Genomic DNA, 19,441 nt, shown 5'->3' with positions numbered 1-19,441 from the left:
TATTATTGGACGGCTCCAGGCGGTATGGCGCAAAATGGCACACACCCTTATCCGACTGTAGGTCCCCTATCCCCGGTTGCAGTCGAGGCTGTCATTGAGAGCGAAGAAGCTCAAATCTCAGAAGAACCGACGGAAGACGTGAATTATCATTTACAAAGCTCTAAAGATTTAACGTCTTATTCGGTCTATGCCCGTGGGGAGAAGATCGGCAAAATTGATGATATTGTGTTCGATAGTAGAACGTGGCAAGTTGAATTTATTGAAGTGAACACAGGTTCGGCACTGAAGAAAACCCACCACCTCATTCCAGTCCAGAAGTTTAAAGAATTTGATCCAACCACAGAACGTGCACACGTTGATATTGACCTAGAGAAGCTGAAAGATGCCCCAACTCATGAGCAACTCACAGATGAGCATAAGAAGGGAATAAACAAATACTACGGCATGTCAGGCATGTCTGGGTTATAGAGTGATCGCTCGTAAGGAACCGTCTCGCTTTCAGGCAGACGGTTCTTTTTGTTGGGAGGTTTGAGCATCTCCTTACTTAGATTGCCGGATGTACCTATATCGATAATTGCTCTATTCCTCTAGAATATTGGTGAAACCGCTACGCATATACTGTCTTTTGTTTCTAGCATAGAAGGAGGACATTATGAAGAAAAATACGGCAATTGTGATTGGGAGTAGTATTGCGGGGATTTTTGCCGCCAACGTCTTAGCCCCTGTATATGAAAAAGTGATTGTTCTTGATCGTGATAGGCTTCCAAACGAGGCGAAGAATCGACCTGGAACCCCGCAGTCGTTTCATATTCATCGTTTACTTCCGAAAGGAATTGAAGTGATGAATCGTTACTTTCCAGACTTTATTCAAGAAATGATTGACGAGGGCGCATTTCATTCTTCAAGTTTTCCAGGCTATATTGATAATCCTTTCGGTTCAATGGAAATTCCTGCTGAGATGGAAGATGCAGGTGCGAGTCGTGCTTTATTAGAATCGATCTTGCGACGACGCGTCAAAAAACATCGTAACGTGACGTGGATGGAACAAGTGAATGTTATTGGATTAACGACAACAAACAATCATCAAGCCGTTACCGGAGTTCGAGTAGAAGATCGGCAAACGAGAAAAGAATTACACGTTACCGGAGATCTTGTTATCGATGCATCAGGGATTTCAACAAAACTCCCTCAATGGCTCCGTGACTTGAACCTATCGCCCCCGACTCCTGAAAAGCTAATGACGAATATCGGTTATACAACACGGTATTATTCTTATCCTCATAAAAATGAGTCGCCTGCTTATTCCGATATTATTAGCCACGGGAATCCAGGGGAACATGTCGGTTCTGGGCTGTTATCTCATCAAGAAAACGGTCGTGCAGGGATTATTCTTTACTTTGCAGGAGGTGCGCGTTATCCATCTACGGACGAAGAGGCATTCGAAAATGAAATTAACGAGCTTCAAAGCTTGAAGATTGCTGAACTTTCCGAACCTTTCGTTCCGGAGTCAGCACCACGAGGCTATCGTATTAAAGAGTGTGTGAGGCAACACTATGAACGTGCAGAGATTTGGCCTGAAGGTTTACTTGCTCTTGGAGACGCTTTTTGTAATTTTGACCCTTTGTTTGGGCAAGGGATTAGCGTTGCGGCAATGGAAGCTGAAGTATTAGATGAATGCTTGAAAGTGCAAACACCTCAGTGGACGAAGTATGTTTTCGAGCAAATGCAGCAACGTGTCATTGCTCCTGCGTGGTGGACGAGTGGGTTGTCTGATTTGCAATGGTCTGGCGTGCACTATGTAGGTGATGGAAAGTTGAGCGATCCAACATTTGCCCACAATTACTTGCGGCATTACATGTCCTATGCATTTAAAGAAAAAGAAAGTGGGAACACGAAACCGATAGAAGGATACTTAGCGATGATTGGTCTGTTAGAACCGTTGACGACGGTGTTTAACGCTACAACCGCGCTAAAATTAGCTGAGCATTCCGAGGAATTTGCGGGTTATAAAACAAAAGAAGAGACGTGGGAGCACGTCATTTCTACAGCGTTACCTACCTAAACGTTGACACAAAAGAAGTGATCGACGCCAAGGTGTTGTCGATCACTTCGGTTTAAATCATGAATTAATGAGTAATGTGTGGGAGTAAGCGCTCAACAAAGCGTGTGAGTAGTTCGCCTTCTTCTTCAGTAAAGCGTGATTTTTCTGGAGAATCAATGTCGAGTACACCAATTACCTCATCATTTACGACGATGGGAACGACGACTTCCGATTGTGAAGCAGCGTCACATGCAATATGGCCAGGGAACTGATGAACATCTTGAATGACTTGCGTTTCTTTCGTTTCTACAGCTGTTCCGCAAACCCCTTTACCTACAGCAATGCGTACGCAAGCAGGTAAGCCTTGGAAAGGACCTAATACAAGTTCTCCGTCTTTCATTAGATAGAATCCGACCCAATTCGTACGATCTAGAAATTGATTTAACAGTGCGGATGCGTTTGACATGTTGGCAGTATTGTCCGTCTCATCTTCAAGTAATGCATCCAATTGCTTGTAAAGCATTTCGTATTTTTTTTGCAAACTTCCATCATAAGTGACAGGTTCAAACATAAAAAGTACCCCTCTCCATTTCTTTCTTGTCTAAAGGAATTATAACATGTAGAACGAGCAGACATATAGTCGTAAAGCTTTTGCAGGAAGTATGCCTTTCAAAAAGAATGATTAACGATACGGTCATCTATTGAGAGGAGTGTTTGAATTGACGAATGCCGCAAGCACGAAAACAAAAGAAGCGGTGATTACAGCCGCAGTAGACCTCTTTATGACACGAGGTACAACGGAACTTCTGTACGAGCGGTTGCAGATAAAGCGAAGGTCAATGTCGCATTAATCTCCTATTACTTCGGTGGGAAAAAAAGGTCTGTTAGAAACGATTTTAAATGACTATTTAATTGGCTATTTAGAAGCCATTGAAGATGGAATTCGACGTGAGACATCAAGCTTTGATCGATTGCTCGCCATGGTCGAGTCGGCAATGGAATACCAACGAACCCACCACCGCAAAGCAAGACTTGTTTTACGCGAAATGACACTCGATTCAATGCTCGTTCGCGAAGTGATGGCAAGTTATTTTATGAAAGAAAAGCATTATTTTTCACTTGTATATGAGCAAGGTCGAAAGCAAGGTGTTTTTACACAAATGCGTAAGGAATGGGCCATTCTACACTTGCGTGGCATGATTACAATGCCATTTCTTCATGCGCAATACATTCGTGAAGTGTTTCATTTAGAACCCAATGACGACACCTTTGTTATGCACTACATGAAACACGTGAAGCAGTTCATTGAACTGCAATTGTGCACAGATCATAAAACGAAGGACTTGCCTATACCGATGACGATTTAATACAGTGTCGGTGAGCCTAGTGAAAAAGTACGTAACGTTTCGTATCCTTGGGCAATGCCAGTTGGATGGTGGGCATCAGAGCCATAAACGAGTGGAATCCTCTGTTTCGTTGCTTCATTCAGAATAAACGTCGGAGGATAAGGCTCAAGGCATTTTGGTTTGATTGTGCCTGCCCCATTGGCGTCAATTGCGTAATTGTATGCTTTGATTTGATGTAACACTTGTAAAAGCCAAGCTTCGTCATTAGGAAGGGCGAAATTTCGCTGGAACTTTCTTACAAGACTCGGGTGGCCAATTCGGGTCGGTTTATAACGACCTAGATTTGCATGAATAGAGTTCGTGACAGTTTCATAATAACGACGAACGCCCCGTTCGACCGAACCTGCTTGTTCATAGAAAAGTTGGAAAGCTTGTTCACTAAAATCAATACAGTGGTAGTAATCTTTCGTTTTTACAAAATGGACCGATAGAATTGCGTCATCAAGTTTATGCCCGTATTCATCCAACAATTCCTTCGTTTCTTCTTCATACCCTTCAATAAAATCGACTTCTAATCCGATATTAATCGTGAAATGATGTTCATATTCTTTCTTGAGCTGTTGCAAGTCCTCTAAGTAATGAGGAAGTTGTGCAAGTGACATCCCACTATCTTGTTCTGGCGTCGGGTCAACAAATGAGTGAGGCAAAGGAGCGTGTTCACAGAAAGTAGCCCCTTGAAACCCTTGACGTCTCAACGCGTCAACATAATCTATGAAAGAAGCTGAACTGCATGGGGGCAGTAAGGTGTATGAACATGTCCATCATACATATGAAAAATTCCTCCTATTCGGCTTTTGTTTTCCTATTTATGAAGCTTACATGTTAATATAGTAAATAGACACAAAGATTACCATAAAAGATTTCTACGATTCTCACTAACGATAATGATAAATAGGGTTTTTATAATTACATAAAACGGAATAAAGTACGATTGAACATCACACAACGATCAGTTGTATGAACATATTGGGGTGAGCGAAATGTTTACGATTATAGTCATCGCCATCGGACTCCTTTTAGTTGCTGGAATTGCCTATGGCGCTTGGTTTAGACGGAAAATCTATCAACGTGTTGATGCGCTTGATAAGCGGAAGAATGCGGTTATGAATGAGCCAATTGCAGATGAGATTAGTCGTGTGAAAGGACTAACGATTTCTGGAGAAACCGAGCAGAACTTTGAACGCTGGCGTAGCGCTTGGGATACGATCGTCGAAGATCGTTTTCAAGAAATAGAGCTTCAGCTTTTTGACATTGAAGAAGCGGCCAACAAATATCAATTCAAAAAAGCGAATGAAGCAATTGACCGCGCATCAGAGAACCTCGACCATGTCGAAAGCGAGATCGCTTTAATTCGAAGTGAAGTCGATGAGCTCGTAAGTAGTGAGCAACAAAATCGCAATGAAATCGGTGATGTATCTGATCGCCTTAAAGATACGAGAGCGTTACTATCAAGACAGAGCCGCGCCTTAGGTGAAGCAGGCACTACGATTCAAGAGCACGTTGAGCAATGCAAAGAAGAACTGGAAGCGTATTTCGAAGATACGAAGGCAGGGAACTATATGAGTGCCCGCAAACGCCTCATTGCCATAACAGAACAGATCAACCAGGTGAATACGTGGTTAGAAACCATTCCTGGTCAACTAGTCGAGATTAATGTCAACATTCCTAGTGAATTGAATCAGATCGTCGCTGGAATGGATGAGATGGAAGAAAACGGTTTTGATTTAAGCCATTTCACACTCAAAGAAGACGTAGCGGAATTGCGTGAACTTCTACCAAACATCAAAGATGAAACGGAGAAGTTGCACGTTGATTATGCTGAAGAGAAGATTAAAGTTATTAAACAGCAGATTGAAGAAATGTACGATACACTTGAGCAAGAAGTAGATGCTAGAAGCGTAGTTGAAAAGCAAGTACAAGAGCTTCGTAAGCGATTCATTCAAGTGAATGAGGGCATCGTGCAGTTAGAGCAAGAACAAAGTAGGGTGAAAGAAAGCTACCATTTGCCCGAACGGGAAAACAATGTGTACGAGCAAGTTCTTAAAGAACTGCAAGATACTGAAAAAGAGCAACGAGTATTTCAAGATCTTCATGAACATCGTAAACAGTCGTTTATTGACTTAAAAGCAACACTTTCTCGTCATGAAGAGAGAATTGTAACGATTGAAAACGATGTGAAAGAATCAATGGTTCGATTGGAAGAGTTACGAAGCGATGAATTGAAAGCTTATGAAGAGCTTGCCCTTCTTCGAAAGAAAATTATGGAAGTGCAAATGAAGATACAAAAAAGCCACTTACCAGCCGTACCTGAGGCGCTCGTATCAGAACTTGATCAAGCGAAGAGAGAATTAGAGAAGGCAACTGCTTTATTAGAAATGACTCCACTTGAAATGAAGGCTGTAAAGGACGCTTTAGAGCTTGGTCAACATCAAGTAGGGAAAGCGGTTATGACAGTACAAACAACCATTCAATCGGCTGCGTGGGCAGAGCGCTTGTTGCAATTTGGAAACCGGTACCGCAATCAATACCCAGCGCTTCTAGACGAACTTCATGCCGGTGAATGGGAGTTTAGAAATGGGTTCTATGAAGAGGCTATTGAGCGATTAACAGATGTTTTAAATCGCCACGTTCCAGTTGCACTAAGCCAATTAGAATCAGCATGGGATGAGGAAACAGACAAAGAAGAAACGAAACAATATCAAAACGTATAAACGTAGCGCGGGGCCATTCGTCCCGCGCTTATCTTTGACTAAAAAGTGTGTTATAATGTTCTGCTGGATAGAAAGCGACATTTGTGAGGTGGCTTCACAATGATATATTTAGATAATAGCTCAACGACGAAACCGTACGATGAGGTTATGAATACATTTACGAAAGCAAGCATCGACTATTTTGGTAACCCTTCTTCATTGCACAATCAAGGGTCAAAGAGCGAGCAACTATTTAGAGAAGCAAGGCGATCAATTGCAAAGCAGTTATCAGTTTCCCCTCAAGAGATCGTGTTTACTTCTGGGGGATCAGAAGGGAACAACCTCGCGATTAAAGGGGCAGCTTTTACAAGGCAAGATCGTGGAAAGCACTTGATTACAACTGCAATTGAACATCCTTCGGTATTAGAAACGTTTCAATACCTAGAATCGCTAGGCTTTACAGTTACGTACTTGCCGGTTAATCGTGAAGGTCTTGTATCCGTTCAATCTGTTATCGATGCAATCACAGACGAAACGATCCTCGTATCCATCATGCATGTGAATCATGAAACTGGAGCCGTTCAACCAATAGAAGCGATCGGACAAAAGCTAAAAGACATTGAAAAGATACGCTTTCATGTTGATCATGTGCAAGGTTTCTTAAAAGTCCCTCTTAATTTTCACGCAGCCGGAATCGATTTATGTACGATATCTGGTCATAAGATTCACAGTGTGAAAGGAAGCGGCTTTTTATTTGTGAGAGATACTGTTACGCTCGTTCCTCTTATTCACGGTGGCGGTCAAGAATTTGGTGTACGTTCTGGAACCGAAAACGTTCCTGCGATTGCGGCATTAACGAAGGCGATTCGCTTGTCTTTAATGAAGCGTGACGAACAGCTTCAACATGTACAAGCACTAAAAACATTCTTAATGGAGCAATTGCGACAACGTATGGGTATGCACTTAAACACGCCAAACGAGCGGAGTGCACCTCATATCGTAAACGTATCAATTGATGGAACAAAACCAGAAGTACTCATTCAAGCATTAAGCAAACAAGGCATCTATGTTTCTTCAAAGTCGGCATGCTCATCAAAGCAAAAGAGTGCAAGTGCTGTACTATATGAGCAGTTTCAAGATCTAACAAGGGCTTCTACGGCACTTCGCATGAGCCTCTCGTATGAAACGACGAAAAGTGAAATTGTGACTTTCCTAGAAGCTCTTGATGAAATTGTAGCTGAAGTTCGAACGATAAAGGAAGTGAAGTTGTGAAAGTCGATCATATACTCGTTCGTTACGGTGAAATTGCCCTTAAGGGCAAAAATCGTAATGAGTTTGAACAAATTTTAAAAGGGAACATCAATCAAGCATTACGGGAAATTGGTTCTGCACGTGCAAAGCGAATTTTTGGCCGTTTGATCGTTGAAGTGGGCGATGAAGACGACGCTGACCAGATCATGGCGCGTCTTCAAAATATATTCGGGATCGTCTCATTATCAAAAGCGGTAAAAACGACGCGAGAACTTGAAGATATTCAAAAAGCAGCGCTTTATATGATGAACGAAGACTTGACCGCAAAAACGTTTAAAGTGACGGCAAGGCGTTCTTATAAACAAACGCCGTTAAACTCACAAGAAATGAACTACGAAATCGGTTCGTATGTCTTAAGAAATACAGAGCATCTAACGGTCGATGTTCATAACCCCGATGTTGAATTGCACGTTGAGGTGCGCGAGCACGGTACGTACTTGAGTGCAGGTCGTGTGATGGGACGAGGAGGGCTTCCTGTCGGAAGTTCAGGTAAGACGATGCTTCTATTATCTGGCGGAATTGATAGTCCAGTTGCAGGGTACCTAGCAATGAAGCGTGGTGCGGTTGTAGAAGCTGTTCATTTTCATAGTCCTCCGTATACGAATGAGCGAGCGAAACAAAAAGTGATAGATCTGGCAAAACAGATGGCTGCTTACGGTGGTGCCGTTCGGTTACACCTTATTCCCTTTACAAAGGTGCAACAAGATATCCATCAAAAGATTCCATCTTATTATGCGATGACAATCACGAGACGGATGATGATGAGAATTTCAGAACAAGTCGCGCGTGAACAACGAGCACTCGCGCTCGTAAATGGCGAGAGCCTCGGTCAAGTCGCATCACAAACACTAGAAAGCATCCACGCCATTGAAGAAGCAAGCTCGCTTCCGGTGTTGCGTCCACTCGTTACAATGGACAAAACCGAAGTGATGGACATCGCGATGGAAATCGGCACGTATGAAACGTCGATTTTACCGTATGAAGATTGTTGTACAATTTTCTTACCTCAAGAATCGAAAACAAAGCCGAAGCTTGAAAAAGCAAAAATGTTCGAGACGAACCTTGATATTGAAGATTTAGTAAGTCAATCGCTTGCAGGAAAAGAGACGATGCTCATTAAACATCAAGACAGCACGGATGAGTTTGATGATTTGTTATAAAGGGTGAGTAGCTTGGCGACCTTTTTGGTTGCCAAGCACCTTACATTGAGGAGGAAATGATGGGTACGCTGTATTTTAATGGTAAATTCTATTCATTAACGTCAGAACATTCTAGATTTGATGCGTTGTTCTCAGAAGACGGGACGATTGTAGAACTCGGAACGAAAGAAGACCTTCAAGCGAAATATTATGACAGAGTGACCGAGTACTTCGACTATAAAGGGAAAACGATTATTCCGGGTCTCGTAGACAGCCATGCACATATGTTAGGGTATGGCTTTCAACAGCTACGCCTTGATCTTTCTCAAGTGAAAAGTCGTGAGGAAGTGTTTTTGAAGTTAGAGGAGAAGGCACGAACGTTACAATCAGGCGACTGGTTAATTGCTGAAGGCTGGAATGAGAACGAGTGGGAAGTTCGTACGGTTATTCACCGACGAGAACTCGATGAACGATTTCCAGATCGGCCAGTTATGCTCACTCGCATTTGTCGTCATGCGATGATTGTTAATTCAAAAGCGTTAGAGCTTGCTGGATTAACCAACGAATCTCCGAATCCAAGTGGTGGGGTTATCGGTCGTGATGAAGATGGGCTTAATGGTTTGCTTCTTGAAGAGGCGCAAGATATAATACATGCTGTGCGACCAAGGTATACGAACGACACGATGAAACGTGCGTTAACAGCAGCGTATGAGCAGATGGTTACAATGGGCCTAACTGGGGTACATACTGAAGACTTAGCTTATTACAATTCTCCTGCGTCTGTCATTGACACTTATCGTGAGGTCATTGAAGGAGACACTCGCAGATTCCGTGTTCACCACCTCGTGCATCATGATGCGGTGGATGAGTGGCTTGAATTAAAACGGGGAACGAAACTCGCAAATGAATACCAAACATTTGGGAGCATGAAGATTTTTGCGGACGGCTCTCTTGGGGGACACTCGGCGTGGCTATCAGTGCCTTACGTTGGAGAAGAAAGCAATGTAGGAGTGCCCATTCATCGAGATGATGAATTAGAAGCGCTAATTGTAAAAGCGCGAAACTTATCAATGACGATCGCCGTACATGTAATTGGAGATCAAGCACTTGACCAAACGATTCGTATACTTAAAAAGCATCCACCGAAATACCCGGAAAAAGATCGACTGATTCATTTACAAATCGTTCGAGCCGACCTTATGGAAGAATTAAAAGCAATGCCAGTTGTGCTTGATCTTCAACCACAATTTACAGTTTCTGATTTTCCGTGGGTCCGTACGATTGTCGATGAAGCGTTGCTTGAGCACGCGTATGCATGGAAAACGCTACTAGTGAATAAAATTGCTTGTGCAGGGGGTTCTGATGCACCAATTGAAATTCCAGACCCTAGAATTGGCATTCACGCTGCTGTGACTAGGAGAGCAAGAGGAGAATCGAGTGCCCGTTTTAAGCCTGAACAGTGCTTATCCATTTACGAATCGTTTCGCCTTTATACGTCCGGTAGTGCGTCTGCAATTGGGAAAGAAGAGCAGTTTGGACAATTAGCGCCTGGGTATGCAAGTGATTTTACCGTGTTTCATGAAGATCCTTTTCAATTTACGGAGGATCAGTACGATGAGCTTTTAGATCTTAAGGTCGCTTATACGATCGTTAACGACAAAGTCGTGTTTGCAAAAGAGGTTTAACTTAGAGGAGGAAATACTGTGACAGTAAAACGTTGGATTGCTCTTGCTGTTGCAGCAATTGTACTGTTTGTTTCAGCAGGGTTTCAGTTTTTTTAGTGCAATTGCTTCAACGAACTTTTCTGACATGTTCGATCTTGACGGAGGTGATTTTCGTCAAGAGATTTTGGAAACAGGAACAGACGGTCAAATTGCCGTTATTGATTTAGATGGAATGATTATGGATACAGGTTCTCAAGGAGGCCTTTTTGCAGGTGGAGGCTATGACCACCGTGTATTTATGCAAATGTTAGAAGTTGCTGCCGAAGACGCTAGCGTCGATGGCATTGTTATTAATGTGAACACCCCTGGTGGAGGTGTCGTTGAAAGTGCGGCGATCCACGATCGAATTGTACGTGCACAAGAAGAATTTGATACAGAAGTATATGTATCAATGGGTAGTATGGCTGCATCTGGCGGTTATTACATCGCTGCACCTGCAGACTACATCTCGGCACATTCGGCACGATTACCGGCTCAATCGGTGTTATTATGGACAGCATCAACTTTGCCGAGCTTGCTGAAGAGTGGGGAATTAGCCACAACGTCATTAAATCTGGCGAGTACAAAGACATTATGAGTCCGACTCGTGAAATGACGTCAGAAGAAGAGCAATTATTACAAGACATGGTCGATGACATGTTCGAAGAATTTACTGAGGTTGTCGTCAATGGTCGCGATCTATCAGAAAGTGAAGTACAAGAGCTCGCTCAAGGTCAACTGTTTACAGGGAACCAAGCATTAGAAAATGGCTTGATTGATGGCATTGGTGATCTTGAGCATACGATTGATCATATGCAAGAGAACTTAGGCATTAATGCGACAGTCGTACACTATACGAATGATTTTGGCGTTGGATCCATTTGGGGCCTTGCGGCTGAAACGCTTGCGAGTGAGCGAGTGACAATGAATCAACTCGAGCAGCTGATTACACATTCGAATGCACCACGCTTAATGTATCTCTATCAAGACTAAAGGAGTGGAATGATGGATTACACATACGATGAAGAAAATCGATACGATCGACAGCCTCATCAAACCGATCATGAACCTCCTAGGCAAGAGGCAATGCAAAAAACGGTTGAAGAGAGCATTTATGCAGGTTTTTGGATTCGTCTTTGGGCGTATTTATTAGACTTGCTCATTGTTGGTGCAGTAAATGGGATACTCATTACACCAATCTTTATGTTTATGGATTCAAACCCTACGTTGTTAAGCGTCTTTACGATCCAAGGATTATTAACGGCGATAATGGCTTATGTATACTTTGCAATTATGACGAGATACCTCGGTCAAACGCTTGGAAAGATGGTGTTTGGGTTAAGGGTCGTTCGAGCAGACGGAACAAAGCTCAGTTGGTCAGATGTGTTTTTCCGTGAAGTACCGGGGCGAATGATTCACCGAGTACTTGGAATTACGAACTTAATGTACATCGTCGTAGGTGTGCATCCTGAAAAGGCTGGCGTTCATGATTTACTTGCTGATACGAGAGTGATTCGTGATACGAAAATTCCTGCTGACAAAGAAGATGAAGAAGACGACGAATAGTTTTAAAGCCGGTGCAATGATGTTGCATCGGTTTTTTTCGTTTATACGCTTAGCGTTTTGTCGATACTATCATCATTAGTGTTTAAGGAATGAGGGAAATGATGGTTTGGCTTATCATATGTGCCGTAACGCTCATTTTGTTAGGGATCGGGGTAGTGACGTACTTCCTTCGTGTGTCATGCCATATTCATGTACTCCAAGCCAATTTACATACTAACGGCGAACTGCAAGTGAAACTGTTACGCGGCTTACTAAAAAAAACGTGGGACGTACCCGCAATCCGTTTTGATGAAAAGAACCTCTCTTTTGTATATGTGGAAGATGAGACAAAGCTGTTTTCAAAACGTAAACAAAAAAAAAGTCAAAGAAGAGACCCCGAGGGATATCGAGAATAGGCTGAAGGATTCTAAAGAACTTATTGAGGGTATTTCCCACCTAGGGACGATTCTACGTAAGTTTTTAGCAACCGTTCAAGTCGAACAGTGGAAATGGGCAACAACATTTGGAACAGGGGATGCGGCAGCAACAGGCATTGCTGCTGGAGTTGCTTGGACGTTGAAAGCCTTTATGCTTCAACTCGTTTCGTCGTATACACAGTTACGAGAGAGACCACATTTTCAAGTGACGCCCTTTTATCAGGCGCCTGTCTTTTATATGGATGTTCGTTGCATAGTTACTTTCCAAATCGGACACGCTATACGAGCATTACTTAAAATGTGGATGCATAGCAAAAAGCTACAAAAAACATCCTCTCGGAATGAACGTACGGAACATGTAACGAAAGGGGCATAACGTGCCGTGGCAGAACATCCTATTCAAGGTTTAATGAAAACAGCAATGGAAAACATTAAAGAAATGGTCGATGTGAATACGATTATTGGTGATCCCGTTGAGTCACCAGATGGCAATGTCATCATCCCTGTTTCCAAAGTAGGCTTTGGGTTTGCAGCAGGTGGTACAGAAATGAATGTTGGACATGCGATGGATGAAGAAGAACGTCATCCATTTGGGGGAGGTAGTGGTGGCGGTGTGTCCATTACGCCAGTTGCCTTTTTAATTGTTGGAACGCATGGGGTTAAGATGATTCATTTAAATAACGGAACACACTTTTATGAGAAATTACTTGAACTTACTCCTCAAGTCGTAGAGAAAATCAAGGATCTCATTCAAGGGAATGAGCACGTTGAAGACCAAAGTTTATCGCCAATTGATGTAACGAAAAAGGAAACTCCGCCTTTTTAAATTTGCAGACATTGCCAATTCCGATTAGACTAGATGTAAAGGATCTATCTAGGAGGATTATACATGGCAAAAGTAACATTTAAAGGTAACCCAATGACGCTAGTAGGAAATGAAGTTAAAGTAGGCGAACAAGCGCCGAATTTTACCGTACTTGATTCAGGTCTACAAGAGAAAACACTTGCAGATTACGAAGGCAAAACGATCGTAATTAGTGTTATTCCAAGCATCGACACAGGCGTTTGTGAACAACAGACGAAACGTTTTAATGAAGAAGCTGCTAAATTAGATAACGTTCAAGTCCTCACAATTAGCGCAGATCTTCCATTTGCACAAAAGCGCTGGTGTGCAGCGGAAGGCGTCGACAATCTTGAAATGCTCTCAGACCACCGCGACTTCTCATTTGCACAAAGCTTCGGTCTAGGTATGAAAGAACTCCGCTTACTCGCTCGCGCTGTCTTCGTCATTGATGATAAAGGAACAATTCAACACGCTGAGTATGTTGAAGAGGCAACTAATCACCCTGATTATGACAATGCATTGGCACAAGTGAATAGTCTTATTAAGTAATAGAACACAATAAACTGGCTCATCATCTAATGATGAGCCAGAGGCTGTTTAGAAAATGTTCTCGTAAATGAGTAAGCGGCTTCTGTGGCTACGCTTGCCGCGGGCGTTGCCTCAGCTATCGTGCTACGCACGATGATCTTCTGCTAACGCTTCTCCCGCAGGCGTCTTCGCCACGACAGCCGCTTTACTATGACATGTTGAAGTTTTACAAATGCTAAATTAAAATGTATTACTTTGATGCTTTAAACTCTACAAGTTCATTAACTTTCCACTTCTTATTTATACTAGAACAACACTATTTTGACATTCTGATGACGTATACTTGTATGTGTCGTTTTTCTTACGTCTTAAAGGATGTTAAGAAAAGTTATGTATTTGTATATTAATTATCCTAATAGTTTCTTTTTTTCCGTTTGGAACTCTTCATCTGAAATTGCCCCAATATCCAATAGCTCTTTCAATTCTTTTATTTTAGCGTAATTACTTAATTCTATTTCATGAGTAGAATTTATAGTTGCCCTTTTAACTTTTTTTAATAGCTTCGTTTGTCGCATCAATAAATGGTTGTACAGTGGCTTTCATGCACTGTTTAATTATAAATTTATCTGCTCCATCCCAAATGTGAATTTCGCCGAACACCATCCCTCTTTTTTTGAGCGATAGAATTAATTTTTTTCTAATAATATTTCTTTTTGTTTAATGCCATAAACCATACCTTTATCTATAAAAATAACCCTTTGGTTCGTTGAGACGACTAGCCAAGTGTTCCCTTCTAAAAATCCACTGGTAGCGTAATTAACAACCTCATTATCATGAAGAATTTTAGGAAGCTCTTTTATTTCTTTTTTTTAGTTCCGAAGGTATCGCTGATTCCTACTTCTTTAAAACGGTGCTTAACAGATTCAACAGTATGCAAATATTTTCTCCTCTTTCTGTGATAGTATAAAAGAAAATTCAAGTGAAAAAATAGTAATATTAAGCAGTAACTTAGGTGTGTATAATCGTAAGTCATAAGCCACTTTTAATCAATAAAGATAAATAAAGTAATAAACCTAAGTTCTATTAATGGCAAAAGAGATGGACGAGATGTTGAATACAGCTGTATATTCATTAGGAAAAATTTAGTCGCTAAAAGAGTCGGTTCAGTACGATCAAAGAGTTACCGCTACTTGAGAATATTGCATCCCGACTATGACAATGCATTGTCATAAGTAAACAGCCTTATTATTTGAAAACAGATCTAGAGGCGTTGCTCCTATATAATTTATGCTAATGATCAATGACTTCAAAAGTTGTTGCAGTAATTTGAACAGGATAACTTTCCATCATTAACCATCATACCCTACTCTAATCGAAGCGCCCTTTTTAACTTGAGCGAATCTAAAAACATGACTCGCTGGAATTCGCACGATGACAGTGTCTGATAAATGAGGATCTTCTTCAATATCAATCGTGAAGGAAAAGCCCATTCTATTGATGTCTGAGGTTACACCCTCGATATACAAAAGCGTCTCGTCGTGATCTGTTGGATCAGCATTAGAATTAATATAAGCCACGAATACAAGCAATAATAGCAACGTAACGATAAAGAATCTTAACGTTTTCACGTCAGAACTACAGAAAACGTTATCTGCCTAAGATTAAAGGATGCTACGTTTTTCATTTCCTTATCTCCCTATGTTGGTTATGTTTAAGTGAGCCCTTTTTTTTCGTCAACGAGTTTCTGAAAAGCGCTTGGGTCAGTAAGGTAAAGACGCTCATCAAGTGCTTGGTCAATTTTTGCGTTAATCATGTCTGATTGAACCGTATGAATGGTTTCTTCCACTTCGACGTTTTGTGTGTACGTTTTCGTCGCAAGAGCATCAACGAGCATCTCATCTGTAAATTGGTACATACTTGAAAGTGTGAGTCGGTACTTCCCATTACGATCGACTTCAGTTACGTTTCCAGGTTGGCCTTTAAAAGGTTCCATGTGAGAAGTGAACGTATCATACGTATTGGAATCTTCATTGTAATAGTCACATCCAACGACGAGGTTCGACCGGACAGTTACTTGATCACCTACGCGGAACCGTGTAATGGTCGGTAGGTCATAAGGAAGGACATAAGCGAAATTGTTCGTCGGTGGATCTTGCAAGATCATCACAGCAAGTTGCTTGTTCTCAACCGTAAGCAGACGGCCTTTATGGACGACCGTTCGGTTTCGAAGCGTATACCCATAGACAGGGTCATAGAAAAGCGTTCGACTAGACCCACGTATAAGCTCTTTCCCACCTTGACCTAAATAGACCCCGCGAATGCTTCCATTGCGATAGAGTTTCGCATCGGTTAGATAAATCGTATAATTCTGACTTTCTTCAATGAGAACTTCCCCGTACGTTGTTTCAATTCTGTACGTATCTGGCTGCATTCGGTGTAATACGATAACTGTACCTTTTTGAATACGAACCAACACGCCCATCTCCTCTGCAAATAAAGTCAAGATCACCGTTCATGAAATAATGTAAGTTTATTTACTATGACACAAAAGTCCGTTTTTTTTCTAGCGGAAAGAATTCATAACGAAAAAACCACTGAAGAACAGTTCAGTGGTTGTTAAGCATAAGCTGCTTGAATGGCCGTTGTATAACAGTCATAACAAACAGATTCATAGATTTGGGTTGCATCCGCATAATCTTCAACATTAATGGGTGAACCAGACGTTTGCAAAACACCATCTAAATAGAGAAGGTGGTGAGTCGCATCTTGAGAACAGTGAGCACATGGCATGGAAAGGTGGTGGATCGTAAATCCACATTCCATCGCGCGCTTAATCGGAGAGAACATTTCACCTGTATATGAAATCATGAGCCCGTACGCTTGAATCGCTACGTCAAAGCGAATGGAAGCTTTCGCTAACGCTTCAACTTGTTCATCTGTGAAAAATTGTAATTCATCCACAAGAATCACTTCAGGCCGTTCAGTCTCAATAATCGATTGTACATAAGATCCATCATCGTACTTTGGGATAATGTGTGCGGGGCGTTTCGTATGTAGTGCACGTGAAGAAACGAAAGCGCCGTCTCGAAGGTCTGTTTCTGGTTTTAACGTTAAAACTTCTTCCCTTGTTCATCTAATTGATACCCGTGCATCAATAAATGAGCAGATTTCGCAGATTTCATTGTGCCGAGCATTAAATGGCGGACTTTATTAGATTTCAACATGGAAGCACCTCGTTACGTCATTTTACATGTGGACAGTCAGACCTTTATCTTGTCACAGAATGTCATTTCATGCAATGCGTAATCATTGTATGAAAATGGATTATTTTGTGTGCTCCTCTACTGAAGGTAGAGATGTAGGGAACGAACGTGATAAACTGGAACAAGATTGTATTACGAGGTGAAAAGATGGAACGTCAAATAGATACAGATCAGTTGTTTCACGTACTGGATGAAATGGCTGAAACGCTAAGTAATGAAGGGCATGGCAGTTATTTGGAGACACTTGCGCTTGCTGGAGATAATTTATTCCAAGGAAGCATTATGCAACAACCGCTCTCCGATGTTGCCTTTAAGAAAATGGAAGAGCAATTTAAAAAGATTGATCAAATGACAATGGAACGCGAAACCGTTCGAAAGGCATTTCAACTTGCGATCATTAAAGGGATGAAGCAAGCCGTGCAACCCCATCATGCGATGACACCTGATGGTATTGCTATTTTTATGTCGTATTTGTTAAAGCGTTTATTAAAAGATCAATTAGGGGTGAGTGTTTACGACCCTGCTGTAGGAACAGGAAACATGCTTACTGCTATGATGAACCATACAGAAGGCATCGAACGTGCAATTGGAGCGGACGTGGATGAGTCACTAATCCGCCTTGCGTTCGTTATGTCGAACTTACAGCAATATGAACTAGAACTGTACAATATGGACAGTGTGAAAGAAGAAGGTATACCAACGGTTGATGTGATTGTATCAGACCTTCCAAATGGGATTTATACGAACGATGAGGTCGTGGAGTCGTTCAATACGAAACCTAGTGAAGGAAGAATGCCGGCAGAATATGCAATCATTGAAAACAGCTTACGTGCATTAAAGCCAGGTGGAGTTATGCTTTTATTAATTCCAAATGATATGTTTACAAGAGAACATTCGGAAGCGTTCCGTACATTCATGAGAAAAGAGACGATTACACTTGGAATGTTGCAACTTCCTGATACGATGTTTAAAGCTGAACGGCATGGTAAGAGCATTTGGATGCTACAAAAGCAAGGCCCAGATGTTGTGGCACCACAACAAGCTTTATTCGCAGAACTTCCATCGTTTACGCGTGCAGAAGCGATGACAGACATGATGGCTAAAATTAACGAATGGTTTGATCACATTTATAACTGAAGGTGATGGCATGGATGAAGCAAAGCTTCACGAGAGACTTCGTGAGTTGTATGAATGGGAAGATGTATATTTCCCTGAAGAGATTCGACATCGTAAGTTAACGAACAGTCAAGATGTGTTACCAAAGCGTTATGAAAAAAAAGCTCGTAGAACTTGTTGATCGCTTTATGTTTTATACACAAACACTCATCTTGAACTCGAGTGCACAAGTTGAAGCGGAGCAACGTATCTTATCCACTGCAAAAGTGTTTAATCATCGCATTGAACACATTTCTGAGTTGAATCAACTTTCGTTTGAACAGAACAAGTTCATCCTTGAACAACAAACGGCCAAACAACGCTTATTGTCGTTTGGACAAGGTGGCTTGACGGGTCTTGGTGGACCGTTTTTATTAGCAGCAGACTTACCGCTAATGCTTGCTACTAACTTACGCACGGTTCAATTGGCAGCAATGTCGTTTGGCAATGACCTTAGACATCCAAGAGAAATGATGATTGCCTTAAAAGCCTTCCACGTTGCTACGCTTCCGAGAAAAGCGCAATATGAAGGTTGGACTGAGCTACAAGCAGAAAAAGAAATATGGATGGGGCGCTTTCCTGTTTTTATGGTGGCAATGAGGAAGTTACATCTGCAGAGTGGTTCCAACAACCATTGCGCCAAATTGCGAAGTTAATGATAATTTCTGTTTTAAGAAAGAAGATGGTTCAAGGCATTCCTATTGCTGGAATTGCAGTGGGGGCGTACAGCAATTATCAATTGGCAAGGCAAGTGTCAACGATTGCCGGACATTATTATGAGCGACGTTATTTAGAAGAAATCTTACAATAGAAGAAAGTAGCTATCATACGTCGCTTCAGGCTGTTAATAAATGAAGTACTCATAAATGGATGAAGCGGCTTATGTGGTTACGCTTGCCAAGGGTGTTGTCAGCTGATGATCTTCAGCTAACTATACTCTCGCAGGCGTCTTTGCCACAGCAGCCGCTTTTGTTTTGCATAGGTTAGTTATGTTAGCAACTCTACATGACTATGTAATTGACCGAAGATTTTAGGGTTGTCACCAGTGATAATGAAAACACGTTGAACCGTGTTGCTCTAGTGCGAAGCGTGGAAGCAACCGCCAGTAATGGAGTTTATTCATTGTATAAATCAAGTACTTGGTCTTTTTTTAAACAAATCGTTGAATCGCGAACGTCACGTTATTACATTTTTATAAAATGTATGTATAACTATTGATGTTCATTAAAGATGGTGTTACAGTATATTTAGACATTGAGAGAGGGCGATCCTCTTATATTTTTTTACTAATTAATGCATAATAATAATATCGATAGCATGTTTATTCGTACCGAAATTTTATACACGGAGGTGAATGAAAGGGAAAAGATCCCTTTCAA

22 protein-coding genes and 2 pseudogenes are annotated in these 19,441 nt (G+C 41.6%); 17 read left to right on the top strand and 7 right to left on the bottom strand.

Annotated features, from left to right (window positions below; all coding sequences use genetic code 11):
• Positions 1-24 precede the first annotated feature (24 nt).
• Together JCM19055_RS10305 and JCM19055_RS10300 are read left to right on the top strand one after the other, a co-directional pair.
• Positions 25-468, top strand: coding sequence for a PRC-barrel domain-containing protein (locus JCM19055_RS10305; protein ID WP_042359680.1), 444 nt, complete (start codon positions 25-27; stop codon positions 466-468).
• A 184-nt stretch (positions 469-652) separates the two neighbouring features.
• On the top strand, positions 653-2,062 hold the full coding sequence (locus JCM19055_RS10300) for an NAD(P)/FAD-dependent oxidoreductase (protein ID WP_052366185.1): 1,410 nt from the start codon (positions 653-655) through the stop codon (positions 2,060-2,062).
• A 64-nt stretch (positions 2,063-2,126) separates the two neighbouring features.
• Here JCM19055_RS10300 and JCM19055_RS10295 read toward each other — a convergent pair whose 3' ends face one another.
• Positions 2,127-2,612, bottom strand: coding sequence for a GAF domain-containing protein (locus JCM19055_RS10295; protein ID WP_042359679.1), 486 nt, complete (start codon positions 2,610-2,612; stop codon positions 2,127-2,129).
• A 147-nt stretch (positions 2,613-2,759) separates the two neighbouring features.
• Between JCM19055_RS10295 and JCM19055_RS25410 the strand changes: the two genes are divergently transcribed.
• Both JCM19055_RS25410 and JCM19055_RS10290 read left to right on the top strand, forming a co-directional pair.
• Positions 2,760-2,945, top strand: a complete 186-nt coding sequence (locus JCM19055_RS25410) for a TetR family transcriptional regulator (protein ID WP_081833609.1) — start codon at positions 2,760-2,762, stop codon at positions 2,943-2,945.
• Entirely contained in the window at positions 2,908-3,408 is a 501-nt protein-coding gene (locus JCM19055_RS10290) for a hypothetical protein (protein ID WP_052366184.1), read from the top strand. The genes JCM19055_RS25410 and JCM19055_RS10290 overlap by 38 nt, the downstream gene beginning before the upstream one ends.
• Here the strand turns inward: JCM19055_RS10290 and hisJ are convergent.
• On the bottom strand, positions 3,405-4,142 hold the full coding sequence (hisJ, locus tag JCM19055_RS10285; RefSeq protein ID WP_370543071.1) for a histidinol-phosphatase HisJ: 738 nt from the start codon (positions 4,140-4,142) through the stop codon (positions 3,405-3,407). The genes JCM19055_RS10290 and hisJ overlap by 4 nt on opposite strands.
• 285 nt (positions 4,143-4,427) lie before the next feature.
• On the opposite strand from hisJ, the gene JCM19055_RS10280 reads away from it, so the two are divergent.
• The 9 genes and pseudogenes from JCM19055_RS10280 to tpx all read left to right on the top strand — a co-directional run bounded on the left by JCM19055_RS10280 (position 4,428) and on the right by tpx (position 13,665).
• Positions 4,428-6,158: a septation ring formation regulator EzrA gene (locus tag JCM19055_RS10280; protein ID WP_042359678.1), complete on the top strand. Its 1,731-nt coding sequence runs from the start codon at positions 4,428-4,430 to the stop codon at positions 6,156-6,158.
• Between the two features lie 99 nt (positions 6,159-6,257).
• Positions 6,258-7,409 carry a cysteine desulfurase family protein gene (locus tag JCM19055_RS10275; protein ID WP_042359677.1) on the top strand — a complete coding sequence of 384 codons (1,152 nt, stop codon included), beginning with the start codon at positions 6,258-6,260 and terminating at the stop codon, positions 7,407-7,409.
• Entirely contained in the window at positions 7,406-8,608 is a 1,203-nt protein-coding gene (gene thiI, locus JCM19055_RS10270) for a tRNA uracil 4-sulfurtransferase ThiI (protein ID WP_042359676.1), read from the top strand. Before JCM19055_RS10275 ends, thiI begins: the two co-directional genes overlap by 4 nt.
• Positions 8,609-8,667: 59 nt before the next feature.
• On the top strand, positions 8,668-10,272 hold the full coding sequence (locus JCM19055_RS10265; protein WP_042359675.1) for an amidohydrolase: 1,605 nt from the start codon (positions 8,668-8,670) through the stop codon (positions 10,270-10,272).
• 124 nt (positions 10,273-10,396) lie between these two features.
• Positions 10,397-11,283 (top strand): annotated as a pseudogene (gene sppA, locus JCM19055_RS10260) (signal peptide peptidase SppA).
• A 12-nt stretch (positions 11,284-11,295) separates the two neighbouring features.
• Positions 11,296-11,856, top strand: a complete 561-nt coding sequence (locus JCM19055_RS10255) for an RDD family protein (protein WP_081833603.1) — start codon at positions 11,296-11,298, stop codon at positions 11,854-11,856.
• Between the two features lie 312 nt (positions 11,857-12,168).
• Positions 12,169-12,648 carry a DUF2953 domain-containing protein gene (locus JCM19055_RS10250; protein WP_265182011.1) on the top strand — a complete coding sequence of 160 codons (480 nt, stop codon included), beginning with the start codon at positions 12,169-12,171 and terminating at the stop codon, positions 12,646-12,648.
• A gap of 6 nt (positions 12,649-12,654) precedes the next feature.
• The gene (ytfJ, locus tag JCM19055_RS10245) at positions 12,655-13,098 is read left to right on the top strand and encodes a GerW family sporulation protein (protein WP_042359674.1); all 444 of its coding nucleotides are present in this window, start codon (positions 12,655-12,657) and stop codon (positions 13,096-13,098) included.
• A 63-nt stretch (positions 13,099-13,161) separates the two neighbouring features.
• Positions 13,162-13,665, top strand: coding sequence for a thiol peroxidase (gene tpx / locus JCM19055_RS10240; RefSeq protein ID WP_042359673.1), 504 nt, complete (start codon positions 13,162-13,164; stop codon positions 13,663-13,665).
• Between the two features lie 386 nt (positions 13,666-14,051).
• Here tpx and JCM19055_RS25405 read toward each other — a convergent pair whose 3' ends face one another.
• The 5 genes and pseudogenes from JCM19055_RS25405 to JCM19055_RS10220 all read right to left on the bottom strand — a co-directional run.
• Positions 14,052-14,219: an SHOCT domain-containing protein gene (locus JCM19055_RS25405; RefSeq protein WP_081833602.1), complete on the bottom strand. Its 168-nt coding sequence runs from the start codon at positions 14,217-14,219 to the stop codon at positions 14,052-14,054.
• 111 nt (positions 14,220-14,330) lie between these two features.
• Positions 14,331-14,486 (bottom strand): PH domain-containing protein, encoded by a 156-nt coding sequence (locus tag JCM19055_RS31600; RefSeq protein WP_370543077.1) that lies wholly within the window; start codon positions 14,484-14,486, stop codon positions 14,331-14,333.
• A 507-nt stretch (positions 14,487-14,993) separates the two neighbouring features.
• Positions 14,994-15,272: a hypothetical protein gene (locus JCM19055_RS10230; RefSeq protein WP_042359672.1), complete on the bottom strand. Its 279-nt coding sequence runs from the start codon at positions 15,270-15,272 to the stop codon at positions 14,994-14,996.
• An 83-nt stretch (positions 15,273-15,355) separates the two neighbouring features.
• Positions 15,356-16,117 (bottom strand): hypothetical protein, encoded by a 762-nt coding sequence (locus tag JCM19055_RS10225; protein WP_042359671.1) that lies wholly within the window; start codon positions 16,115-16,117, stop codon positions 15,356-15,358.
• Positions 16,118-16,260: 143 nt separating this feature from the next.
• A pseudogene (locus tag JCM19055_RS10220) lies at positions 16,261-16,707 on the bottom strand (hypothetical protein); the annotation flags it as partial.
• Positions 16,708-17,054: 347 nt separating this feature from the next.
• On the opposite strand from JCM19055_RS10220, the gene JCM19055_RS10215 reads away from it, so the two are divergent.
• The 4 genes from JCM19055_RS10215 to JCM19055_RS31595 are packed head-to-tail and all read left to right on the top strand — an operon-like array spanning position 17,055 to position 18,873.
• Entirely contained in the window at positions 17,055-18,044 is a 990-nt protein-coding gene (locus tag JCM19055_RS10215) for a class I SAM-dependent methyltransferase (RefSeq protein ID WP_042359669.1), read from the top strand.
• 10 nt (positions 18,045-18,054) lie between these two features.
• Positions 18,055-18,204, top strand: coding sequence for a hypothetical protein (locus JCM19055_RS27315; RefSeq protein ID WP_193745384.1), 150 nt, complete (start codon positions 18,055-18,057; stop codon positions 18,202-18,204).
• A 7-nt stretch (positions 18,205-18,211) separates the two neighbouring features.
• Positions 18,212-18,718: an EcsC family protein gene (locus tag JCM19055_RS10210; protein ID WP_265182010.1), complete on the top strand. Its 507-nt coding sequence runs from the start codon at positions 18,212-18,214 to the stop codon at positions 18,716-18,718.
• Positions 18,625-18,873, top strand: a complete 249-nt coding sequence (locus tag JCM19055_RS31595; protein ID WP_081833599.1) for an EcsC family protein — start codon at positions 18,625-18,627, stop codon at positions 18,871-18,873. The genes JCM19055_RS10210 and JCM19055_RS31595 overlap by 94 nt, the downstream gene beginning before the upstream one ends.
• Positions 18,874-19,441 lie beyond the last annotated feature (568 nt).

The organism is Geomicrobium sp. JCM 19055 (assembly GCF_000698185.1).
Classification (GTDB): Bacteria; Bacillota; Bacilli; order Bacillales; family Marinococcaceae; genus Geomicrobium_A; species Geomicrobium_A sediminis.
The sequence above is the reverse complement of the archived record's forward strand: the minus strand, read 5'-3'. Positions and strand labels throughout refer to the sequence as shown.

What these genes read in the sequence shown, in the direction of transcription:
- JCM19055_RS10305 (WP_042359680.1), top strand. Translation starts at nt 25, where the DNA reads ATGGCGCAAAATGGCACACACCCTTATCCGACTGTAGGTCCCCTATCC.
- JCM19055_RS10300 (WP_052366185.1), top strand. Translation starts at nt 653, where the DNA reads ATGAAGAAAAATACGGCAATTGTGATTGGGAGTAGTATTGCGGGGATT.
- JCM19055_RS10295 (WP_042359679.1), bottom strand. Translation starts at nt 2,612, where the DNA reads ATGTTTGAACCTGTCACTTATGATGGAAGTTTGCAAAAAAAATACGAA.
- JCM19055_RS10280 (WP_042359678.1), top strand. Translation starts at nt 4,428, where the DNA reads ATGTTTACGATTATAGTCATCGCCATCGGACTCCTTTTAGTTGCTGGA.
- JCM19055_RS10275 (WP_042359677.1), top strand. Translation starts at nt 6,258, where the DNA reads ATGATATATTTAGATAATAGCTCAACGACGAAACCGTACGATGAGGTT.
- JCM19055_RS10265 (WP_042359675.1), top strand. Translation starts at nt 8,668, where the DNA reads ATGGGTACGCTGTATTTTAATGGTAAATTCTATTCATTAACGTCAGAA.
- JCM19055_RS10255 (WP_081833603.1), top strand. Translation starts at nt 11,296, where the DNA reads ATGGATTACACATACGATGAAGAAAATCGATACGATCGACAGCCTCAT.
- JCM19055_RS10250 (WP_265182011.1), top strand. Translation starts at nt 12,169, where the DNA reads ATGTGGAAGATGAGACAAAGCTGTTTTCAAAACGTAAACAAAAAAAAA.
- tpx (WP_042359673.1), top strand. Translation starts at nt 13,162, where the DNA reads ATGGCAAAAGTAACATTTAAAGGTAACCCAATGACGCTAGTAGGAAAT.
- JCM19055_RS25405 (WP_081833602.1), bottom strand. Translation starts at nt 14,219, where the DNA reads ATGCGACAAACGAAGCTATTAAAAAAAGTTAAAAGGGCAACTATAAAT.
- JCM19055_RS10215 (WP_042359669.1), top strand. Translation starts at nt 17,055, where the DNA reads ATGGAACGTCAAATAGATACAGATCAGTTGTTTCACGTACTGGATGAA.
- JCM19055_RS27315 (WP_193745384.1), top strand. Translation starts at nt 18,055, where the DNA reads ATGGATGAAGCAAAGCTTCACGAGAGACTTCGTGAGTTGTATGAATGG.
- JCM19055_RS10210 (WP_265182010.1), top strand. Translation starts at nt 18,212, where the DNA reads ATGTTTTATACACAAACACTCATCTTGAACTCGAGTGCACAAGTTGAA.
- JCM19055_RS31595 (WP_081833599.1), top strand. Translation starts at nt 18,625, where the DNA reads ATGGATGGGGCGCTTTCCTGTTTTTATGGTGGCAATGAGGAAGTTACA.